The sequence below is a fragment of the Paraclostridium sp. genome (genome assembly GCF_051657365.1).
Lineage (GTDB): Bacteria > Bacillota > Clostridia > Peptostreptococcales > Peptostreptococcaceae > Paraclostridium.
Genome location: NZ_JBOFKN010000159.1, coordinates 1 through 17144 on the forward strand (window position 1 = coordinate 1; position 17144 = coordinate 17144).

Here is a 17144-nt window from a genome sequence, read left to right on the forward strand (position 1 = left end):
AGTTTAATTCCTTTTTATACCTTTTATTATTTAATTTATCAATATTATATAAATTAAATAATAAAGTTTTTAAATTTTAAAACAAATTAAAAAATCCTAAAAAAGTCATATGACTTTTTTAGGATTTTTTATATTCATATATAAACTATAGAGACCATTCACCATCTTTTATATATATTCTCTTTGTATTACAATTCTTATCCATTACAAGTAAACTCTCGTCTTCTATGTTATTACTTAAAAGCATCAGGTTATTATCTCTACAAAAATTTCTTGCAAGCTCAAGAGCATCTGATTCCATATCTAATTCTAATAGTCTTCCCATTTTTATCTCCTTAAAATATACTTATTTATACTATATTATATAATACCCTTTTTGAAAACTAAAAATCACTAGCTATAAATAACTCATATATAACTAGTGATTTTATTGAATATATATTTTTATTAGTATTACAATAGGCTATTTTAGTATATACAAGCTGTTGCTAGATTGTTATTTAAAGTATCTACAAAGTTATACATTTTATCAGTATCATTTTTACCAAAATGTTCTTTAAAGTCAATTAAACCTTTTAACTCCTGTGATAAGCTCGTATCTATTTGATCTATTTGATTCTCATCTTTATTTATAGTAAAAAATCCTAATTTTTTAAACTTAAAATCTTCTATATTGTTTTCTATAAATTTTTTTACCTCTTTAGATATTTCTCCATTAACTAGATTTATTCCTATTAAAATATTTTCATATTTATCTAAATAAAAAGATGAGTTGTATTTAGTGTTTCGTACATCAACTTCTGAATTTAATTGTTGTGATAAAGACATTGCTAAATTTTCAGTTATTCCATTATTACTTCCATATGCTATTAAAGTACTCATTAATATTACCTCCATCAATATATAGTATGTATTATTAATTCTTTTTTTCTTTATATGTTATACTATATAATACAAAATATGTTTTTGCAACCATTTTTCATAAAATAAGCTATGTTTTTTAATTTTCAGTCTGTATTTTATATTATTAACAATTTCCTAACTAATCTAACTCATATGCTTTAATATTTATATTTTTATTATATATGAATCACTCTAGTTTCCATTCTATGTAAATAGTAATTATAAATAAAAAAATCTTAGATTTAATCTAAGATTTTTTTATTTATAATTACTATTTAATTGGCGAATATTCATTTAAAGTACTAAAGTAATCGTAAAGTTCCTCTTCTTTTTTAAATAAAGGTAAATGCATATTCTTATGTACTTTTACAAGCCATGGTATGTTTAATCCTACTTCTTGTATAATTTCGTATTTTTCAAATACTTCTATACACTCACCCTCAATTATCATATTCCCTTTATTTAAAACATATACATAATCACAAATTTCATATATCAAATCCATATCATGACTAGATATTCCTATTTTAATTCCTTTTGAACAAAGCTCTTGTAAAATTTTCACCATAGCTTTTGTACTTTCTGGATCTAGTCCTGCTGTTGGCTCATCTAAGAGGATTACTTTATTATCCATGGCTATTACAGATGCTATCGCTACTCTCTTTTTCTGCCCATAACTTAAGAAATGTACCGGTTTATCTATTAAATCTATAGCATTAACTAAATTCAATGCATTATGAACTCTTTTATTGATTTCATCTTCTTCTATTCCTATGTTCCTTAAAGAAAAAGCGACATCATCATATACCCTTGAATAAAATATTTGTTTATCAGGGTCTTGGAATACCATGCCTACTTCTTTTCTCAAATGATATAAATCTTTCTTTTTATAACTTAGCTCTTTATTATTATAAAGTATCTTTCCTTCATATGGTTTTAGTATTCCCATTAAGTTCATAAATAAAGTTGATTTTCCAGAACCATTAGCTCCAATTATACCAACCATATTTCCTTTATCAAAATCCAAGCTTATATTGTTTAATGCTTTATTTTCTTTGTCATATCTGTATGTCAAATTGCTTATTTTAAACATAATAATCTCCTATATATGAAATTTCCCATCATATAACTTTATATCTAAAGTTATACTCATATCTTCATATCTTCTCATCATCCTAAAAAATAAAACTCTTATAAGTAGAGCAGTTGAGTTATATGAATTTTTTAAGTTTATATAGCCAAATTTCAACTCCTGAGATTTATAAATTTCTTTTATCTCTTCTATGAATATAAATATAAATCTATATGTTAAAACCATAAGTTCTACTAACGTATCCGGTATATGTAGTTTTTTTAATATAATTATCAATTGGTTAAATGGTGTAGTAAGTATTAAAAAATAAATTGATATAATTGAGCTAATAGACCTTAAGAATATATAAATCGAATTTTCAATTGAAAATCTAGTTGTACCAATATACAATCCAAAAATTTTTATATTAACTAAAAAACCTTTGTTTGCAAATGATATGTTAACTAAATTAAGTAAAGTCCCTATAATTAAAAAATACATAGGTATTTTTAAACATTTTATATATAGTTTCACATTAATTTTTGCTATAAATATAATCAAAATACTTACTAATAACATTATGAATAAATGCAAACTTATACTATTTGTACTAATAGATAGTATTAAAGTTATAAACGCGAATCCTAATTTAAAAATAGGATTATACCCCTTTAAATTATTTGTATAAGCACACTTATCAATTTCTAGCATTTACTGTTTTTCCCCTTTTTTGTCCCTAGATAATATCCTATAAATCCAGCCCCAATTGCTGCTTGTGTTGAGAATAATAGACTTTCTATTTCTCCACTAGGTGGTTCATATAAACTACTAGCCCATGGCTTATAGTCTGGATTTATTTCTGTAATTACTCCTTCTGCTTCTCCATCAGCTCCCCCATATTCAGCTGTAGCATTTAATAATAAAGGAGTTATTATAAGTATTATAGTAAGGCCTAATAGCATTAGATTTTTATTTCTAGTTTTAATTTTAGCTTTCGAATTTGTACTCATCAGTTTCAACTCCTTCTTCATTTTGTGTTATCAAGTTATATACTAAAGTAGTTAATAATCCTTCTGCTATTGCTATTGGTACTTGAGTCATTAAAAATACTCCAAAGAATTTAACAATAGATCCCATTATTCCACCTACAGGATCTGGGAATGCTAGTGCTAGTTGAGTTGCTGTTACCGCATATGTTGCTAAATCACCTAATGCTGCTGCTAAAAATACACTCATTCCTACATTGACATTTCTCTTTCTACAAAACTTAAATATTAAAAATGATACTATAGGTCCAACTATTGCCATTGAAAATGCATTAGCTCCTAAAGTAGTAAGTCCTCCATGTGCAAGTAATATAGCTTGGAATAATAAAGCGATAGTTCCTATTACAGCCATAACTGCTGGCCCAAATAATATAGCCCCTAAACCTACTCCTGTAGGATGCGAACAACTTCCTGTTAGCGATGGTATTTTAAGTGCTGACAATACAAATACGAACGCTCCAGCTAATGCTAATAGTATTTTTTTCTTAGGATCTTTTTTTACTATTTTATTTATTGATTTTAATCCATATACAAAAAACGGAATAAATACTATAGTCCAAAATATAGACCATTTCACAGGCAAATAACCTTCCATGATATGCATAGCATTTGAAGTTATTGGATTTAAAACTACAATTAGTAATCCTGCTACTAATGACAATGTTAAGTAACTCATATCTTTACCTCACTTTAATTTATTGATTTTTTATTTGTGATAAATTTAAATTTATAAATTAAAATATAGTTACAATCTAATAAGGTGTAAATAAAAAAAATCCTAATTTTTTGGATTAGGATTTAAACAACATTTCAAATAATACCTTAATTTAATAAAATAAGGTTACTATTCTTTAATCATTTTCCTTCACCCCGAAGAAATTAACTTACGTATTATAGGCAGGTCTCCTGGCTCAACATCAACTTACTACTTTCCCTTCCCATAACATCAATTACAGTGGTTTGAAAGTTTCATCCGTTTTACAGTAGCGGGGGCTGCAGAGGATTTAAACCTCTTTCCCTATTAATTTCATTGCTAAAAACCTACAATACTTCTATTCAATTTATCACATATATTTATAATACTATAAATAGCTTTATATTCCTCTAATTTTTTTAAATTTGTTAATATTTTTATCCATTATATGTATGTTTATGAAAATGATCATGTTCTCCGGTAAATCCATTTTCATGTACATGATCATGCCCTATACCATTAATATGCTGATGACTGTGCATAAATGATACTTGAAGCTTATTGTTTATGGGATTTACCCCTACATATGCGTTAACTCCAAATATTTCTTTTAACATCTCTGAGGTTATTACTTCTTCAACAGTTCCAAAACTTCTTATTTTCCCATCTTTCATGACTATTAAATAATCACAATACATAGATGCTATATTCATATCATGAATTGCAGATAAGGTAGTTATATTAAGATTTTTGATCAAATCCATAAGTTGTATCTGATAACCTATATCTAAATGATTTGTAGGCTCATCTAATATTAAAAAATCAGTATCTTGAACTAATGCTCTTGCAATTAACGTCCTTTGTTTTTCTCCCCCAGATAGCTTTGAAAAACTCCTATCACTATAGTCCATAAGCCCCACTCTTTTTAACATCTCACTTACCATTTGAAAATCTTTTTTAGAATAATCTTCAAAAACAGATTTATATGGATAGCGGCCCATCTTAACTATTTGCTCAACAGTAAAATCAAATTGAGAATTAGTTTCTTGTGCAAGTACTGCTATTTCCTTTGCACAATCTTTATCTTTCATTGTAGATAAATTTTTATTATCTAGTGTTATCTTTCCACTGTCTGGCTTATATAATCTGTATATATTTTTTAGTATAGTAGATTTTCCAGATCCATTAGGTCCTATAACCCCTACAAATGATCCCTTTGGAATATCAAAAGATATATCTTTTAATATTTCTTTTTTATCTATAGTAAAATTTAAATTTTCAACTTTTAATTTAAGCATTACTCTTTTCCTCCAAATGTATAATTTTTCTTAGAAATTAAATATAAGAAGAATGGTCCACCTATTAAAGATGTTATTATTCCTATTGGTATTTCTATTGGAGGGAAAAGTCCTCTTGCTAAAACGTCTGATGCTATTAAAAATATAGACCCTATAAGACTTGATAGTACTATAAGCTTTTTATGATCACTTCCTGCTATAGTTCTACATATATGAGGAACTACTAAACCTATAAACCCTATAGCTCCAGTTATTGCAACCAACGTAGATGTTAATAATGTTGCAAGTATTAAGATACTTGATTTTATAAGTTTTACATTAATTCCAAGTATTATAGCACTATCGTCTCCAAGTAGTAATATATCTAATGATTTTGACATTACAAATGAAACAATCATGACTATAACTAAAACTATAAATGGAAGTAATAAAACATCCCATTTAGCTCCACCCAAACTTCCTACAGTCCAAAATAAAGCACTTTTTGCTTGATTTGAATTATCTGCTGAGTATATAAGTAAATTAGTTAATGCTGAAAATATTGTAGATATAGCCATACCTGTAAGTACTAATCTTGTTGTAGATGTTGTTTTACCCATTTGTGTTCCTATTGAAAATACCAATATTCCAGATATTATCGATCCAACAAAAGCTCCACTAGTTATACTATTTATACCAAGACTTGATACCCCACCTAATACTATAACTGCAACTGCACCACATGATGCTCCTGATGAAATTCCAAGTATATAAGGTTCTGCTATTGGGTTTTTTGTTACACATTGCATTAAAACCCCACATATCGCTAGCCCCGATCCACATATTGCACCTAATAATACTCTAGGGAATCTTATTTCCCATATTATATTTTGAGTCATAACTTCACCTACACCGCTAAACAACACTCCATTTGATAATTTGTTTAAAAGTACTTTGTAAACTTCTCCAGGTTCTATATATGTACTTCCTATCGCTATGGCTCCAACTATTGTAACTACTAATATTATAGTTAAAGCTATAACCCAAAATAAGAAACCTTTCTTTTTAGAAAGGCCTCTTTTTTTATTTAAACACTCTTGCATTATTTATTATCCTCATAAAAATATCCATGCATTTCTTCTATAACCATAGGGTTTCTAACTCCTGGAGATAAATCAGCTAGTTTTACTACATATATCTTATTATTTTTTATTGCAGGTACATCTTTAAGTGCAGGTTGTGCTTTTAAGAAATCTATTTTTTCTTTAGCTGGTTGTCCAGCTAAAAAATCTGTTACTAAAATAACTTCAGGATTTTTTTCTACTATACTTTCCCACGAAACATTTATATATGGTTTCTTAGCATCTTTACCAAATACATTATTTCCTCCAGCTATTTCTATTAAATTATTAGCAAGTCCAGATCCTACTACCATAGCATCCTTTTCTCCTGAATCATAAACCATCATCTTTACTCTATCTTCTTCTTTTACTTGTCCAACTTTATCTTCTACAGTTTTTATATCGCTTTTCATTTTATCTACTACTTCTTTAGCTTTATCTTGTACTCCAAATATTTTTCCAAGTAAAGTGAAGTCTTCATAAACTGTTTCTACTGTTGCATCTGGTGCATATGATTTAGCCATAAATGGTGCTATTCCTTTTTCTATAAGTTCTTTAGGCGAACCTGTTGTTTGTTCACTTATAGATGAATCCCATCCACTTACAAAATCAGCTCCAGTTGCTACAAATGCTTCTTTAGATATAGAATGACCTTCCCCAACTTGTAAATCTGGTATTTTATCATATGCTTCTTGGAATTGTGGAAGTATTGGATTGTCTAAAAGGGCAGTTCCAACCATTCTATCTCCTAAGTCAAGTGCTAATAGCATTTCAGTCATAAACTGAGATAGTGTAACTGCTTTTTGTTTTGGTGCATCAACTGTTACATTATAATCTTGAGCTCCGTCAGAGTAAACGTATTCCACTTTCTCAAAATTACTTGATTCTACTTTTGTTTCTGATGCTTTAGCTTCTTTTTTATCACTTGAAGAACATCCAACTACACTAAGTGTTAACCCCGCTATTGCCATTAATGCTACAAACTTTTTTAAACTTTTACTTTTTACCATTTTTATATTCCCCCATGTTTTTTCTATGTTTATTTTACTATAATATTGCAAAATATAAAAGCCATAAGGTTTTAAATAAAGGCATAACAAAGTATACCTTATACTTAAAAACCTTCATGGCTTTTATGTTCATTAATTATTTATTTAATTTCTAATTTTATAAATTATTATTTATGACTATGTTCATGTTGTCCTTCGTGATCATGTCCATGTTCATGTGAGTGATTATGATCATGGGAATGCATACCTGTAAACCCATCTTCATGATCATGATCATGACCTATACCATTTACGTGTTCATGATCATGTCCATGAGTATGTATGTGTTCATGATTGTGATCATCAAATCCGCAGCAATCTTGATTTTTGCTTCCACAACATCCATTTACATGTGGGTTGTGATGTAATCTGAAATTTCTTTGTAAAAACATATTAGTCCCCCTGATAATTATGTATTAGCTATTTCAATAGCTTTTTTCCTATATATGTTTTTACTATATTATTTTCCAAAAAAATAGTAAATACCATACTAAATTTTCAGAAAATTTAATTTTATACACATAACTACAATTATCCACATTTTATTGCATATTTAATTTTTTTATTAGCTTTTATGGCATTTTTCATATATTTTAAAATGTAATTTAGATTTTAGAAACTATCTTTTATTTTATATTTTCCTTGTTTTATATTTTCTTTATTTGCAAATACAGTAGAAAATTTATACTCTTTTTCTTCTATATAATTTGATTTATACATATATCTTTTAAAATCTGATTCTGATTCTTTAATACGCATAGTAGGTTCATCCCATGTTTTTCCTAAATCAATAGATTTACAACCATATATATAATGATATTCACCCCATTGAATATAAAGTGTGTTCTTGTAATTAATTAAATGAGGAAATAAGCACATGGTCTGCGTTTTTATTATTTTTGATTCTAATACTTCAATATTATTATATTCTAAACTTAGTCTCAAATATTTACAGTAATACTTGCCATCATTATTTTCAGCAAAAACTACATGATAATTTCCATTGCTATCTACTAGTGCTGACAAATATATCTTAAATTCTTTAGAATTTGTTATTTTTAAAGGTTTAGACCATTTACAATAATTTTTATTAAATGTAGATACAAATAGCTCTTCAAATCCTTTTATTGATTTAAAGTAAAATAGAGCAGGTATATCTTTTTTCCAAACTACTTCAAAATTGCTCATTATGTTATAAGGTATATAATCAATATTATTTTTAAAAATCTGGTTATTTTGTTTATATATATGAATTAAATTACTTATAAGAGGGGTTTTTTTATTTATAGACTGGTATATAATATGATTTTCATTTGATAAATTTTTTATATATGGAAATTTTATATGAAAATTTTTATAATCATATTTAAATATAGTTTCTATTTTTATATCGTCTTCTACATTAATACTACATATCTTACCTATTTTATCATTGACTATGCCATATATATTATCATTCTTATCTATATCCATATATATATCTATAAAAGAAAGTTCTCCCTTAATTATTTCATCAGTATACACTTCGTTTGAATTTTTTTTGATAACTTGATATATTATGCTACTACCTAATTTAAATATTTTCAACTCTTCTTTTGAATCTTTTATTAATATATCTGTATCATTAAAACTCATATTATCTCCCCCTTAATAAACTCTACTATAATTATATTTATTATAAACTTGTTATTTTATTCATATTTTAGACACGTTTTCTTGTAAAAAAGTAACATATATATTTAGCTATCATATATTTAATTAAAGAGGAAAACTACTCTTTAATTATATAAAACATAGGAGATGATATCCATAATGGAAGAAAATAAGACTACTCATGTAAATTGTACAGATTGTCATCATCCAAAAGATGATTGTTGCTGCCCAGAAAAACCAAAGCCAATTAAAAATGAGTGTATGCAGTGTTGTAATTCTTTAGAATTTAAATGTCCTGATATACGCAGAGCAACTTGCGTTCCTATATTAGGCGAAAGAATATATGACTTTAAATGTATCAATAAAAAACAAGAAAGAGTCGTAGAAGATTTAAAGTTTAATATTACATGTGGAACTGATTCATTTGCAAATGGAGCTAAAGTTTGTATTGAAAAAATTTTAGTTACGTATGATTGCCTAGGATTTACAAACGAAACACTACAAATAATTATAGATTCAACTAGTAGCCCACTTACTGGAACTGCTTTAAGTTGCTCCACAGCTGCATTAACTTTGTATGCTAGTTATTCAGGTACGGTAAATCAGAAACTTCTATGTTGTGAGGATGGAAGAAATGTTAATTTAGTTCAAGGCCCTTTAAAAGTTGGAGCAATTAACGTAATCTATACCGTTCATGGTAAAATAGATTGTGAGCCATTTGTTGCTGTACTTGCAGATACTCCTTCCACAGGTTCAATACCTGAATTTCAATCAGTAACTTTATATAATAATATTTGTTTGCCTCAAGTTTCAACGCCTGTTGATGTAAAAGCGAACTTCCAACTTGAAGTATTGCCTAAATGTATAATACCAACATCAGGTTATGACAGTTCAACTAAATCATTTACTGCAAATGTTTTTGATTCTCTTTCTGTTAAAGAAAAGTTCTATGTAACTATAAAAGATGAATTAGTTGTATATACAGCATTTGACGGCCTAGAGTGTGGAGGAGATTGCCATCATAAATGAAAGAAAATTGACAGAAAAAATAGATTTAAATATTAGTGAAGACCTAGAAATAGGTCTTTACTAGAGTTTGTAATAAATTTATATTATTTTACATAATTATAGTATGTAAAATTTTTATTTTAGGGGGAATCTATATGCACAGTAATCAGTCTAGTTTTGCATCAATAATAGATATTTTTAATATTATCAATGAAACAACTCGTCTTATATCAACTACTACTCACTTGAATGTTCCTTTATCTATTATAAGCGATGACGGTTCTATCAATGAAATTATAATCTCAAATTCAAAAGAAAATTATTTTTCTATAAATAATGATTCAATAATCTATAAAAATAAAGCAATAAACTTAAATAATATAGTAAAAATTAAAATTCTTACAGAAAATATATCTTCAGATGAGTATAAATCCTTATTGATAAAAAATTTAGAAAATATAACAATTTATAATTATAATAATTTATACTCTAAGGATGTTTCATCTAAAAAAAGATATTTTGGTACTTTCAATGATTTTTCTACTAGATTTAACGACGTTAATAACATACAGGACTATATAGTTGAAAACATAAAAAATATAAAAACTATAAATTATCATGGAGCTTTTAATATAAATCCAAGTGATTTAATTCCAAATATATCATTAGAAAATGTTTTAAGTTCATCTACAAAGTTAAATGCACACAGTAAAAAAGTTATAGAAGATGTTAACTTAAATATTGATACCTTAAATGTAATAAGCTCGATTGAGAAAAACAACAAAAGTGTATTAACAAACCTTGAAACTGAAGAAAAATTAGTACTTACTAATAATTCAAATGAAATTGAAGTTTCAAAACCTATAATTACAAAAGAAATAGATATTTTAACTAATTTAAATGTAAAAAACTACAACATACCTATAAACCAAACTAACACAAAAGCAATAGATAAAATAATTCAAAATGAAGTGAATTCCATTACTAACCTAACTACATCCTACTTAGAAAACACGTTATCTAATATAGATCCCTCAAATCAAATCATTCAAACTAAAACTATAGAAGTATTAGACTTAATCCCGCTAAATAACTTTTTAGATAAAAATATATTAGATGGTAAACCTCTTATGCTTGACCCTACTGGTGAAAGATATATAGGTATTGTTTTAGATGATGGAACATTTGAGCCATTAAAACTTAAACTTAAAACATTAACTATAATTGATAAAGATGTAAATAATTTACTTGGGAATATCAATACTAAAACTCAACTTAAACCTGCGGTATCAGATATCGAAAAAGAACAAAGTACAGTATTAAAATCTTTAGATATTAACTTTAATAATAATTTAGTAGAATACAATAACAAAAATGTAGTTTCATTAAATGATGCTATAACTTCTACTAAAGATACTGTTAATACCATCACTAACAAAGTCGAAACTGCACATGTAGTTTCTAAAAATAATTATGAAATTATTAATAATATAAAAAATTTCACAAATGATAATGTAGAACAAATTAGTAAAATTGAAACAACTCCTGTTGTTAATTCTATAGAAATAGTAAAAAATAACGAACGTGTTTTAGATAATATTACGTTAGATAAAGAAGTTTCACCTGTAATAAATAATATAACTTCAAATAAAAATACAGTATCACCTAATTTATCTGAGGATATCAACGGAGTCATAGATTGTGTAGGAAATGGAATAATGATTGTAAATAACGATGACTCAAATATAACCATATACTCTATACCTAAAATAAGTACCTTAAATTGATTTCATAAAATCTAATATACAGTATTTAAACTATAAAATGAGTTACGCTCTATTTGGCATAACTCATCTTATAGTTTATCCATAAATTAAAAACATGACGATTAAGGCAGTTATATAACTTTTTTCACATTTAGTAAGTTTTAAATTCATCCATATCTATATACCAGATTTTATAAACTTATATTGAAAACTTTTCTTTTAATTTTAATATCCTATATAAACTTTCATTTATTCTTTCTTCTGATATTTCTTTATTCTCAACAGCTGATTTTATTTTATTTATAACAGATTTAGTATTATCTATTCCACTTCCAATCAATATAATATCACTTCCAGCATTTATAGATTTAACACTAGCACTTTCTATTGTTATATTATTAGTAACAGCCTTCATAAGCATATCATCAGTTATAACTACTCCTTCAAATCCAAGTTTATCTCTAAGTAAATTTACTATAACTTTTTTTGACAATGTAGCTGGATTTTGATTATCTATTTTCTCTATTAATATATGTGATACCATAACAACATCAGCTCCACTTTCAATAGCTTCCTCAAAAGGAACAAGTTCAAATTTTTGAAGTTCCTCTAAAGATTTACTGACACTCGGTAATCCAAAGTGTGAGTCTAATTCTGTATCTCCATGTCCTGGGAAATGTTTTATAACCGGTATTATATTTTCTTCTTTTATACCATTCATAGTAGCAATCCCCATTTTCGAAACTTTTTTAGCATCACTTCCAAAAGCTCGATCTCCTATAACAGTATTCTTAGGATTGCTATATATATCTAATACAGGTGCAAAATCCATATTTATATTATGTTCTTTTAAAGTCTTACCTAAATTTTTCCCATTTTCATATGCATAATTAATATCATTGCTATCACCTATTTCTCTTGAACTTTTAAATTTAGTTGTATCACTTGGAAGTCTACTTACTCTACCACCTTCTTCATCTATCGATATAAATAATGATGAATTTCCACCTGACTTTTTAATATCATTAGTTAGTTTTTTTAGTTGATTAGAATTTTCTATATTTCTTGAAAAAAGTATTATTCCCCCAATATTCATATCTTTTACTAATCTATTTACTTCTTCATTTACTTCAGTTCCATTAAATCCAGCTATAATCATCTGACCTATTTTTTCATCTAAAGTCATTTTTTTGATCTTATCTTTTATATGTTTATCTTTTTCTAAGTCTTCAATTACGCCTATTATTAGGCTATTTTCTTTTATTTCTAAAACTACCTTTTTTTCATCTTTTAATAATACATATATATCTTTATTATCGAAATGCTTAACTTCAATAACCTTCCATCCATCACTTTGCAACTTTTCTATATAAATAAGTGTTTCATTGTTGTAGATATTTATATCTTGTATTCTATATCCTATATAATCCTTAACGTTATCTATATTTATATTATAATTTCTCTCTTTTGCATTTATTGGCACTTCTAGCTCTTTTATTATCCTACAAGATTTATATTCCTTATCTTCATTATATAAATTTGAAAAACCTAAAAAATCTTGTATTAAGCAAGTAAATATAATTCCAATTGAAAAAATAATTATACAAACAGCTAAATTGCCATTAATGCTATCAGTTTTAAATTTATTATTATATTCTATTAATATAAGTATACAACTGATAAAAGTTAATACCGGTGTGAATATATTACTTTCATTTTTACATATAAAAAGTATACTCCCAAGTATAAATATATTTACAGCTCTATCGAATAAGTAAACATTATTTCGTTTCTCTTCTTTGACAAATATAAGAATAAAAATGCATATTATAAGCATTAATACCACCATAGGTATTATTAAATCAATATTAAAAAAGTATACTAACACTGGTCTTATTAAACCCATAAGTAAAAACATAGATATACCAAATATTGAATTTATAATATCTGCTTTTTTCCCTGTTATCCGCCTCATATAATACCACCAACTTTTATTTTAATTTTTTTGCAATCTGTTCCAAAGTTTTTTGAAAGTTTAAAACCCCATATCCAGAATCAACATTTGGATATATGTATATAGGTTGTTTGTCTGCTCCAATCATTAAATATGTTTTTATAACTTCTGTAAATAATAAATTTCGACCATATTTACTTTGAGATTTTAAATATTCCATTATAATCGCACTAATACCCGCAACTATAGAGCTACTTATTCCAGTTCCTGTTGATTTTGCATATGCATTATTTTTATATGGTCCTATTATATCTACTCCAGGTGCTACTATATCTGGTTTTATAGGGTTTTGATTTACTGTTCCTCTAGATGATTCAATCCATAAACTATCTGTCCTATTATTATAACCTCCAACAGTTATTACATTTTCAGTAGTAGCAAATAGTGTAGTTGTTGAAAATGAATTTGAATTTATAAATCTAGTATCCTTATCAATTAAATTTTTATTAGGTAAAAATACATCATAATCTCCAGATATAATAAATTCTCCCTTTAGCCTTAATGTCCATATACCTGGCTTTACATCTATTAACCTTATTGATGCCTCCTGTGTACCAGATTTTAACCATGGATATCCATATACCATTTCATAATTAGTTCCTTCTATATTAAATCTTCCTCTATATGTCGCTTCATCTGGAGAATATTGTAGAAAATAACTTAATTCTCCCGAAGGCGATATAATAGAAAAACTTATTTTATCTGGTCCAACAGCACTAACTATAATATCTAATATCTTTTGTTGACCTACTTGTATTAATATATCTGTTATATCTTTTGTGTTTTGTAATTTTCCTCTGTAGTGTATATCCGTATTACCTTCATTTCCTGATCCACTTACTATTACAGTCCCCGGTCTCATTAGGTAAGTAAAAGAATCCAAAAAATTTGTTAGTATTACAGCCTTACTTTTTTCTCCTACTGTTAGATTTATTACCATCTCTTTATCATACTTAGCTGATACATCTGATGCATATTTAATTGCAGCTAAAAAATCACTTAGCTCATAGCTTATTTTTCCTTCTTTATATGCCCCTGTATATTCTCTTAACTTTACTACTAATAGTTCGCTATCTTTTGCTATTCCTGTATAAGCTTTACTTAACCTTCCATTTCCTGCTGCTATCCCCGCTGCTATCGTTCCACTTCCTATTGTATCCTCTGTTAAGGTAGAATCGTTTTCTTTTATATATTTATTTATTTCTTCTGCTTTAAATTCACTTCCAAACTTTAAGTCTTTCGGCGGTTTTCCCTTGTTACTAGATTGATCCCATATAGATATTATTCTGCTAGTATTATCATCTCTTATAAAATCTGGATGCAAATAATTTATTCCTGAGTCAATTATTACAATAATAGTATTTTTTCCTGAAGGACTTATATAGGGATTTTTATCTATATAATCAACTCCAGAAACAGATCTAGCTCTATCTCCATTTTCTGGATTTTCATCTATATCTATGAGAGAACTCATAGGTATAGATAATGTCCAGTCATATATAGAATTTATATCCTTAAAAATTTCTTCTTCAAAATTATCATCAACATATATAGAAGCTATTTTATTATTTAATATAATGTAATTATCTAAGTTTTGTTGTTGTAAATCTTTTTCAAGTTCGTTAGTATTTCCATTATATACAACTAAATATGACCTTATCATATATTCTCCTCCTCTAAATTACTTTAATTGATCAAATAGCCCCTTTATATCTAATAAACCATATCCATTACTATTATTGGGATATTGTATTAATATTTTTCTTTTTGCTCCTGCTCTTAGATACGTTCTCATCTTCTGTACAATCGCTTTATTTTTATAGTTTTTGTCAACTAATATATACTGAAACATCAATGCCATAGCTCCTGTAACAAATGCTGATGCAATTCCACTTCCTGTAAAAGTTGCATATTGATTATCAATATATGGTGCTATTATATTAACACCTGGCGATATAATATCTGGTTTATCAATCCTACCCGTAGATCCCACAGTTGGTCCTCTAGATGAATTTACCCATAAACTATCATTTATACTATCATAAACCCCAACTGTTATAGTATCTTTATATCCACTAGGGTATGTTAGTGTAACATTTGGATCTCCAGTTCTAAATTTAGTCCCTTTTTTTAATAAAACTTCATTTGGCAAGTATATATTAAAAATTCCATTAGTTATAGACTCTCCAACAAGTTTTATTCTCCAAATACCTTTTTTAACATTATTTAAACGTATCATAGTTAGTTGTTGCCCAGAATAATTAGATGGATAACTAGAAATCATAGTATAATACGTATTTTCCAAATCAAATAATCCTTGTATAAAATCAAAATTTGATACAAATGACATTTTACTTTCTTCTCCAGTTGGGGAAATTATAGCTATATTAGCTATATCTGGCTTGTTTATCCAAATATCAATATTTATTTCGTGTTCATCTTCTTCTATTTCTATTTCTACATATTTTACATCTCCATTAAATTCAATTTTTCCGGATGCATGTGTTTTTCCACTGCCTTCATTACCCCCAGCTATAACTTCACATACTCCATATTCATAAAATAAGTTATCTGTAATTACAAGAGTTCCAGTAACTACTGCATTAGTGCTTCCAAGAGAAACATTGTTAACTATAGGCATATTTTCATCTTTAGCTTTTTTATAAGCATACCTCATAGCCCCATGTAATGTTGCTATATTATAATTCCCATCTATCTTCTTAAGTTTTATAATTATCAATTCTGCACCTTCTGCTACTCCTGAATACTTTTTATTAACGTTCCCCATTCCTGCGCAAACACCACTTAATGCAGTTCCTATACCTTCTTCATCAACTGATAAATCCTTATTATTTTCTGATATAGCTTTATTAATATCTTCCCTTGTATACTCAGTCCCCATATAAAAACCATTTGGTGGGTTCCCTTCTTTTGTCTGATCCCATAAGTATCTTATTTTTGAAGTTCCATCTGGGTATATAAAATCTGGATGTAAATAATCTATTCCAGAGTTTGCAATCCCAATTAATACACCTCTTCCATTAATATCTATATTAGGATTATCTTTAAAAAAATTTGCTCCTATTTCTTCTGTTGCCACATATCCATTGTCTATTCCTCTAGTTACAGTTGTCAACTGAGCTAATTTTATATACCTCTGAATTCTATATATAGATTTAATTCGATACAATTCTCCCATTTCACTTTCTCTGTTTCTTTTTATATATAATAGTCCTAAATTTTCTGATATTTTAACAAACTTAAATAAATCTCCAAGTTCATTTAATTCTTCCTCAAATTCTCCAATGTAATCTATAATAAATAATGGCATGTATATATTCAAATCTATATCATCTATACTTGTTCTTAGATATGTTTTAGATGTATATTTAACACTGCTTCCGAAGATAACCCAAGATACGTTACTAGATTCAATTAATTCATTTTTTATATCTTCATCTTCTGCTTTTAAATATATATCTATATTTCCACTTATAGTTTTAATAGGAATGAAAACTATATTCCAGGTTCCAAAATCAAT

16 protein-coding genes and 1 riboswitch are annotated in these 17144 nt (G+C 27.0%); of the genes, 2 read left to right on the forward strand and 14 right to left on the reverse strand.

From position 1 onward, the window contains the following. Positions 1 to 145: 145 nt before the first annotated feature. The 11 genes from ACRCYC_RS12085 to ACRCYC_RS12135 all read right to left on the reverse strand — a co-directional run bounded on the left by ACRCYC_RS12085 (position 146) and on the right by ACRCYC_RS12135 (position 8797). Positions 146 to 325, reverse strand: coding sequence for a hypothetical protein (locus tag ACRCYC_RS12085; RefSeq protein WP_438619393.1), 180 nt, complete (start codon positions 323 to 325; stop codon positions 146 to 148). Between the two features lie 143 nt (positions 326 to 468). Further along, positions 469 to 882: a flavodoxin domain-containing protein gene (locus ACRCYC_RS12090; RefSeq protein WP_438619394.1), complete on the reverse strand. Its 414-nt coding sequence runs from the start codon at positions 880 to 882 to the stop codon at positions 469 to 471. A 292-nt stretch (positions 883 to 1174) separates the two neighbouring features. Then, positions 1175 to 1996: an energy-coupling factor ABC transporter ATP-binding protein gene (locus ACRCYC_RS12095; protein ID WP_438619395.1), complete on the reverse strand. Its 822-nt coding sequence runs from the start codon at positions 1994 to 1996 to the stop codon at positions 1175 to 1177. Positions 1997 to 2005: 9 nt separating this feature from the next. Continuing rightward, positions 2006 to 2686: a cobalt ECF transporter T component CbiQ gene (gene cbiQ / locus ACRCYC_RS12100; protein ID WP_438619396.1), complete on the reverse strand. Its 681-nt coding sequence runs from the start codon at positions 2684 to 2686 to the stop codon at positions 2006 to 2008. Then, on the reverse strand, positions 2680 to 2985 hold the full coding sequence (locus tag ACRCYC_RS12105) for an energy-coupling factor ABC transporter substrate-binding protein (protein ID WP_438619397.1): 306 nt from the start codon (positions 2983 to 2985) through the stop codon (positions 2680 to 2682). Before ACRCYC_RS12105 ends, cbiQ begins: the two co-directional genes overlap by 7 nt. Further along, positions 2963 to 3697 (reverse strand): energy-coupling factor ABC transporter permease, encoded by a 735-nt coding sequence (locus ACRCYC_RS12110; protein ID WP_438619398.1) that lies wholly within the window; start codon positions 3695 to 3697, stop codon positions 2963 to 2965. Before ACRCYC_RS12110 ends, ACRCYC_RS12105 begins: the two co-directional genes overlap by 23 nt. Positions 3698 to 3900: 203 nt before the next feature. Beyond that, positions 3901 to 4081, reverse strand: a riboswitch (cobalamin riboswitch). A gap of 71 nt (positions 4082 to 4152) precedes the next feature. Continuing rightward, positions 4153 to 5013 (reverse strand): ABC transporter ATP-binding protein, encoded by an 861-nt coding sequence (locus ACRCYC_RS12115; RefSeq protein WP_438619399.1) that lies wholly within the window; start codon positions 5011 to 5013, stop codon positions 4153 to 4155. Beyond that, positions 5013 to 6095 (reverse strand): FecCD family ABC transporter permease, encoded by a 1083-nt coding sequence (locus ACRCYC_RS12120; RefSeq protein WP_438619400.1) that lies wholly within the window; start codon positions 6093 to 6095, stop codon positions 5013 to 5015. The genes ACRCYC_RS12115 and ACRCYC_RS12120 overlap by 1 nt, the downstream gene beginning before the upstream one ends. Beyond that, positions 6095 to 7123, reverse strand: a complete 1029-nt coding sequence (locus ACRCYC_RS12125) for an ABC transporter substrate-binding protein (RefSeq protein WP_438619401.1) — start codon at positions 7121 to 7123, stop codon at positions 6095 to 6097. The genes ACRCYC_RS12120 and ACRCYC_RS12125 overlap by 1 nt, the downstream gene beginning before the upstream one ends. A gap of 167 nt (positions 7124 to 7290) precedes the next feature. Further along, entirely contained in the window at positions 7291 to 7554 is a 264-nt protein-coding gene (locus tag ACRCYC_RS12130; RefSeq protein ID WP_438619402.1) for a hypothetical protein, read from the reverse strand. 220 nt (positions 7555 to 7774) lie between these two features. Next, entirely contained in the window at positions 7775 to 8797 is a 1023-nt protein-coding gene (locus ACRCYC_RS12135; protein ID WP_438619403.1) for a hypothetical protein, read from the reverse strand. A 177-nt stretch (positions 8798 to 8974) separates the two neighbouring features. On the opposite strand from ACRCYC_RS12135, the gene ACRCYC_RS12140 reads away from it, so the two are divergent. Further along, positions 8975 to 9844, forward strand: a complete 870-nt coding sequence (locus ACRCYC_RS12140) for a hypothetical protein (RefSeq protein ID WP_438619404.1) — start codon at positions 8975 to 8977, stop codon at positions 9842 to 9844. Positions 9845 to 9978: 134 nt separating this feature from the next. Beyond that, entirely contained in the window at positions 9979 to 11610 is a 1632-nt protein-coding gene (locus ACRCYC_RS12145) for a hypothetical protein (protein WP_438619405.1), read from the forward strand. Between the two features lie 178 nt (positions 11611 to 11788). Here ACRCYC_RS12145 and nagZ read toward each other — a convergent pair whose 3' ends face one another. From nagZ to ACRCYC_RS12160, 3 genes are all read right to left on the reverse strand, one after another. After that, positions 11789 to 13564, reverse strand: coding sequence for a beta-N-acetylhexosaminidase (gene nagZ / locus ACRCYC_RS12150; protein WP_438619406.1), 1776 nt, complete (start codon positions 13562 to 13564; stop codon positions 11789 to 11791). A gap of 16 nt (positions 13565 to 13580) precedes the next feature. Further along, the gene (cspC, locus tag ACRCYC_RS12155; protein ID WP_438619407.1) at positions 13581 to 15266 is read right to left on the reverse strand and encodes a bile acid germinant receptor pseudoprotease CspC; all 1686 of its coding nucleotides are present in this window, start codon (positions 15264 to 15266) and stop codon (positions 13581 to 13583) included. Between the two features lie 18 nt (positions 15267 to 15284). Then, the coding region (locus tag ACRCYC_RS12160) for a S8 family serine peptidase (protein WP_438619408.1) at positions 15285 to 17144 on the reverse strand (1860 nt) is incomplete at its 5' end.

Bases quoted from the DNA above. Each gene is read 5' to 3' on its own strand.
- ACRCYC_RS12085 (WP_438619393.1), bottom strand. From the start codon at position 325: ATGGGAAGACTATTAGAATTAGATATGGAATCAGATGCTCTTGAGCTT.
- ACRCYC_RS12090 (WP_438619394.1), bottom strand. From the start codon at position 882: ATGAGTACTTTAATAGCATATGGAAGTAATAATGGAATAACTGAAAAT.
- ACRCYC_RS12095 (WP_438619395.1), bottom strand. From the start codon at position 1,996: ATGTTTAAAATAAGCAATTTGACATACAGATATGACAAAGAAAATAAA.
- cbiQ (WP_438619396.1), bottom strand. From the start codon at position 2,686: ATGCTAGAAATTGATAAGTGTGCTTATACAAATAATTTAAAGGGGTAT.
- ACRCYC_RS12105 (WP_438619397.1), bottom strand. From the start codon at position 2,985: ATGAGTACAAATTCGAAAGCTAAAATTAAAACTAGAAATAAAAATCTA.
- ACRCYC_RS12110 (WP_438619398.1), bottom strand. From the start codon at position 3,697: ATGAGTTACTTAACATTGTCATTAGTAGCAGGATTACTAATTGTAGTT.
- ACRCYC_RS12115 (WP_438619399.1), bottom strand. From the start codon at position 5,013: ATGCTTAAATTAAAAGTTGAAAATTTAAATTTTACTATAGATAAAAAA.
- ACRCYC_RS12120 (WP_438619400.1), bottom strand. From the start codon at position 6,095: ATGCAAGAGTGTTTAAATAAAAAAAGAGGCCTTTCTAAAAAGAAAGGT.
- ACRCYC_RS12125 (WP_438619401.1), bottom strand. From the start codon at position 7,123: ATGGTAAAAAGTAAAAGTTTAAAAAAGTTTGTAGCATTAATGGCAATA.
- ACRCYC_RS12130 (WP_438619402.1), bottom strand. From the start codon at position 7,554: ATGTTTTTACAAAGAAATTTCAGATTACATCACAACCCACATGTAAAT.
- ACRCYC_RS12135 (WP_438619403.1), bottom strand. From the start codon at position 8,797: ATGAGTTTTAATGATACAGATATATTAATAAAAGATTCAAAAGAAGAG.
- ACRCYC_RS12140 (WP_438619404.1), top strand. From the start codon at position 8,975: ATGGAAGAAAATAAGACTACTCATGTAAATTGTACAGATTGTCATCAT.
- ACRCYC_RS12145 (WP_438619405.1), top strand. From the start codon at position 9,979: ATGCACAGTAATCAGTCTAGTTTTGCATCAATAATAGATATTTTTAAT.
- nagZ (WP_438619406.1), bottom strand. From the start codon at position 13,564: ATGAGGCGGATAACAGGGAAAAAAGCAGATATTATAAATTCAATATTT.
- cspC (WP_438619407.1), bottom strand. From the start codon at position 15,266: ATGATAAGGTCATATTTAGTTGTATATAATGGAAATACTAACGAACTT.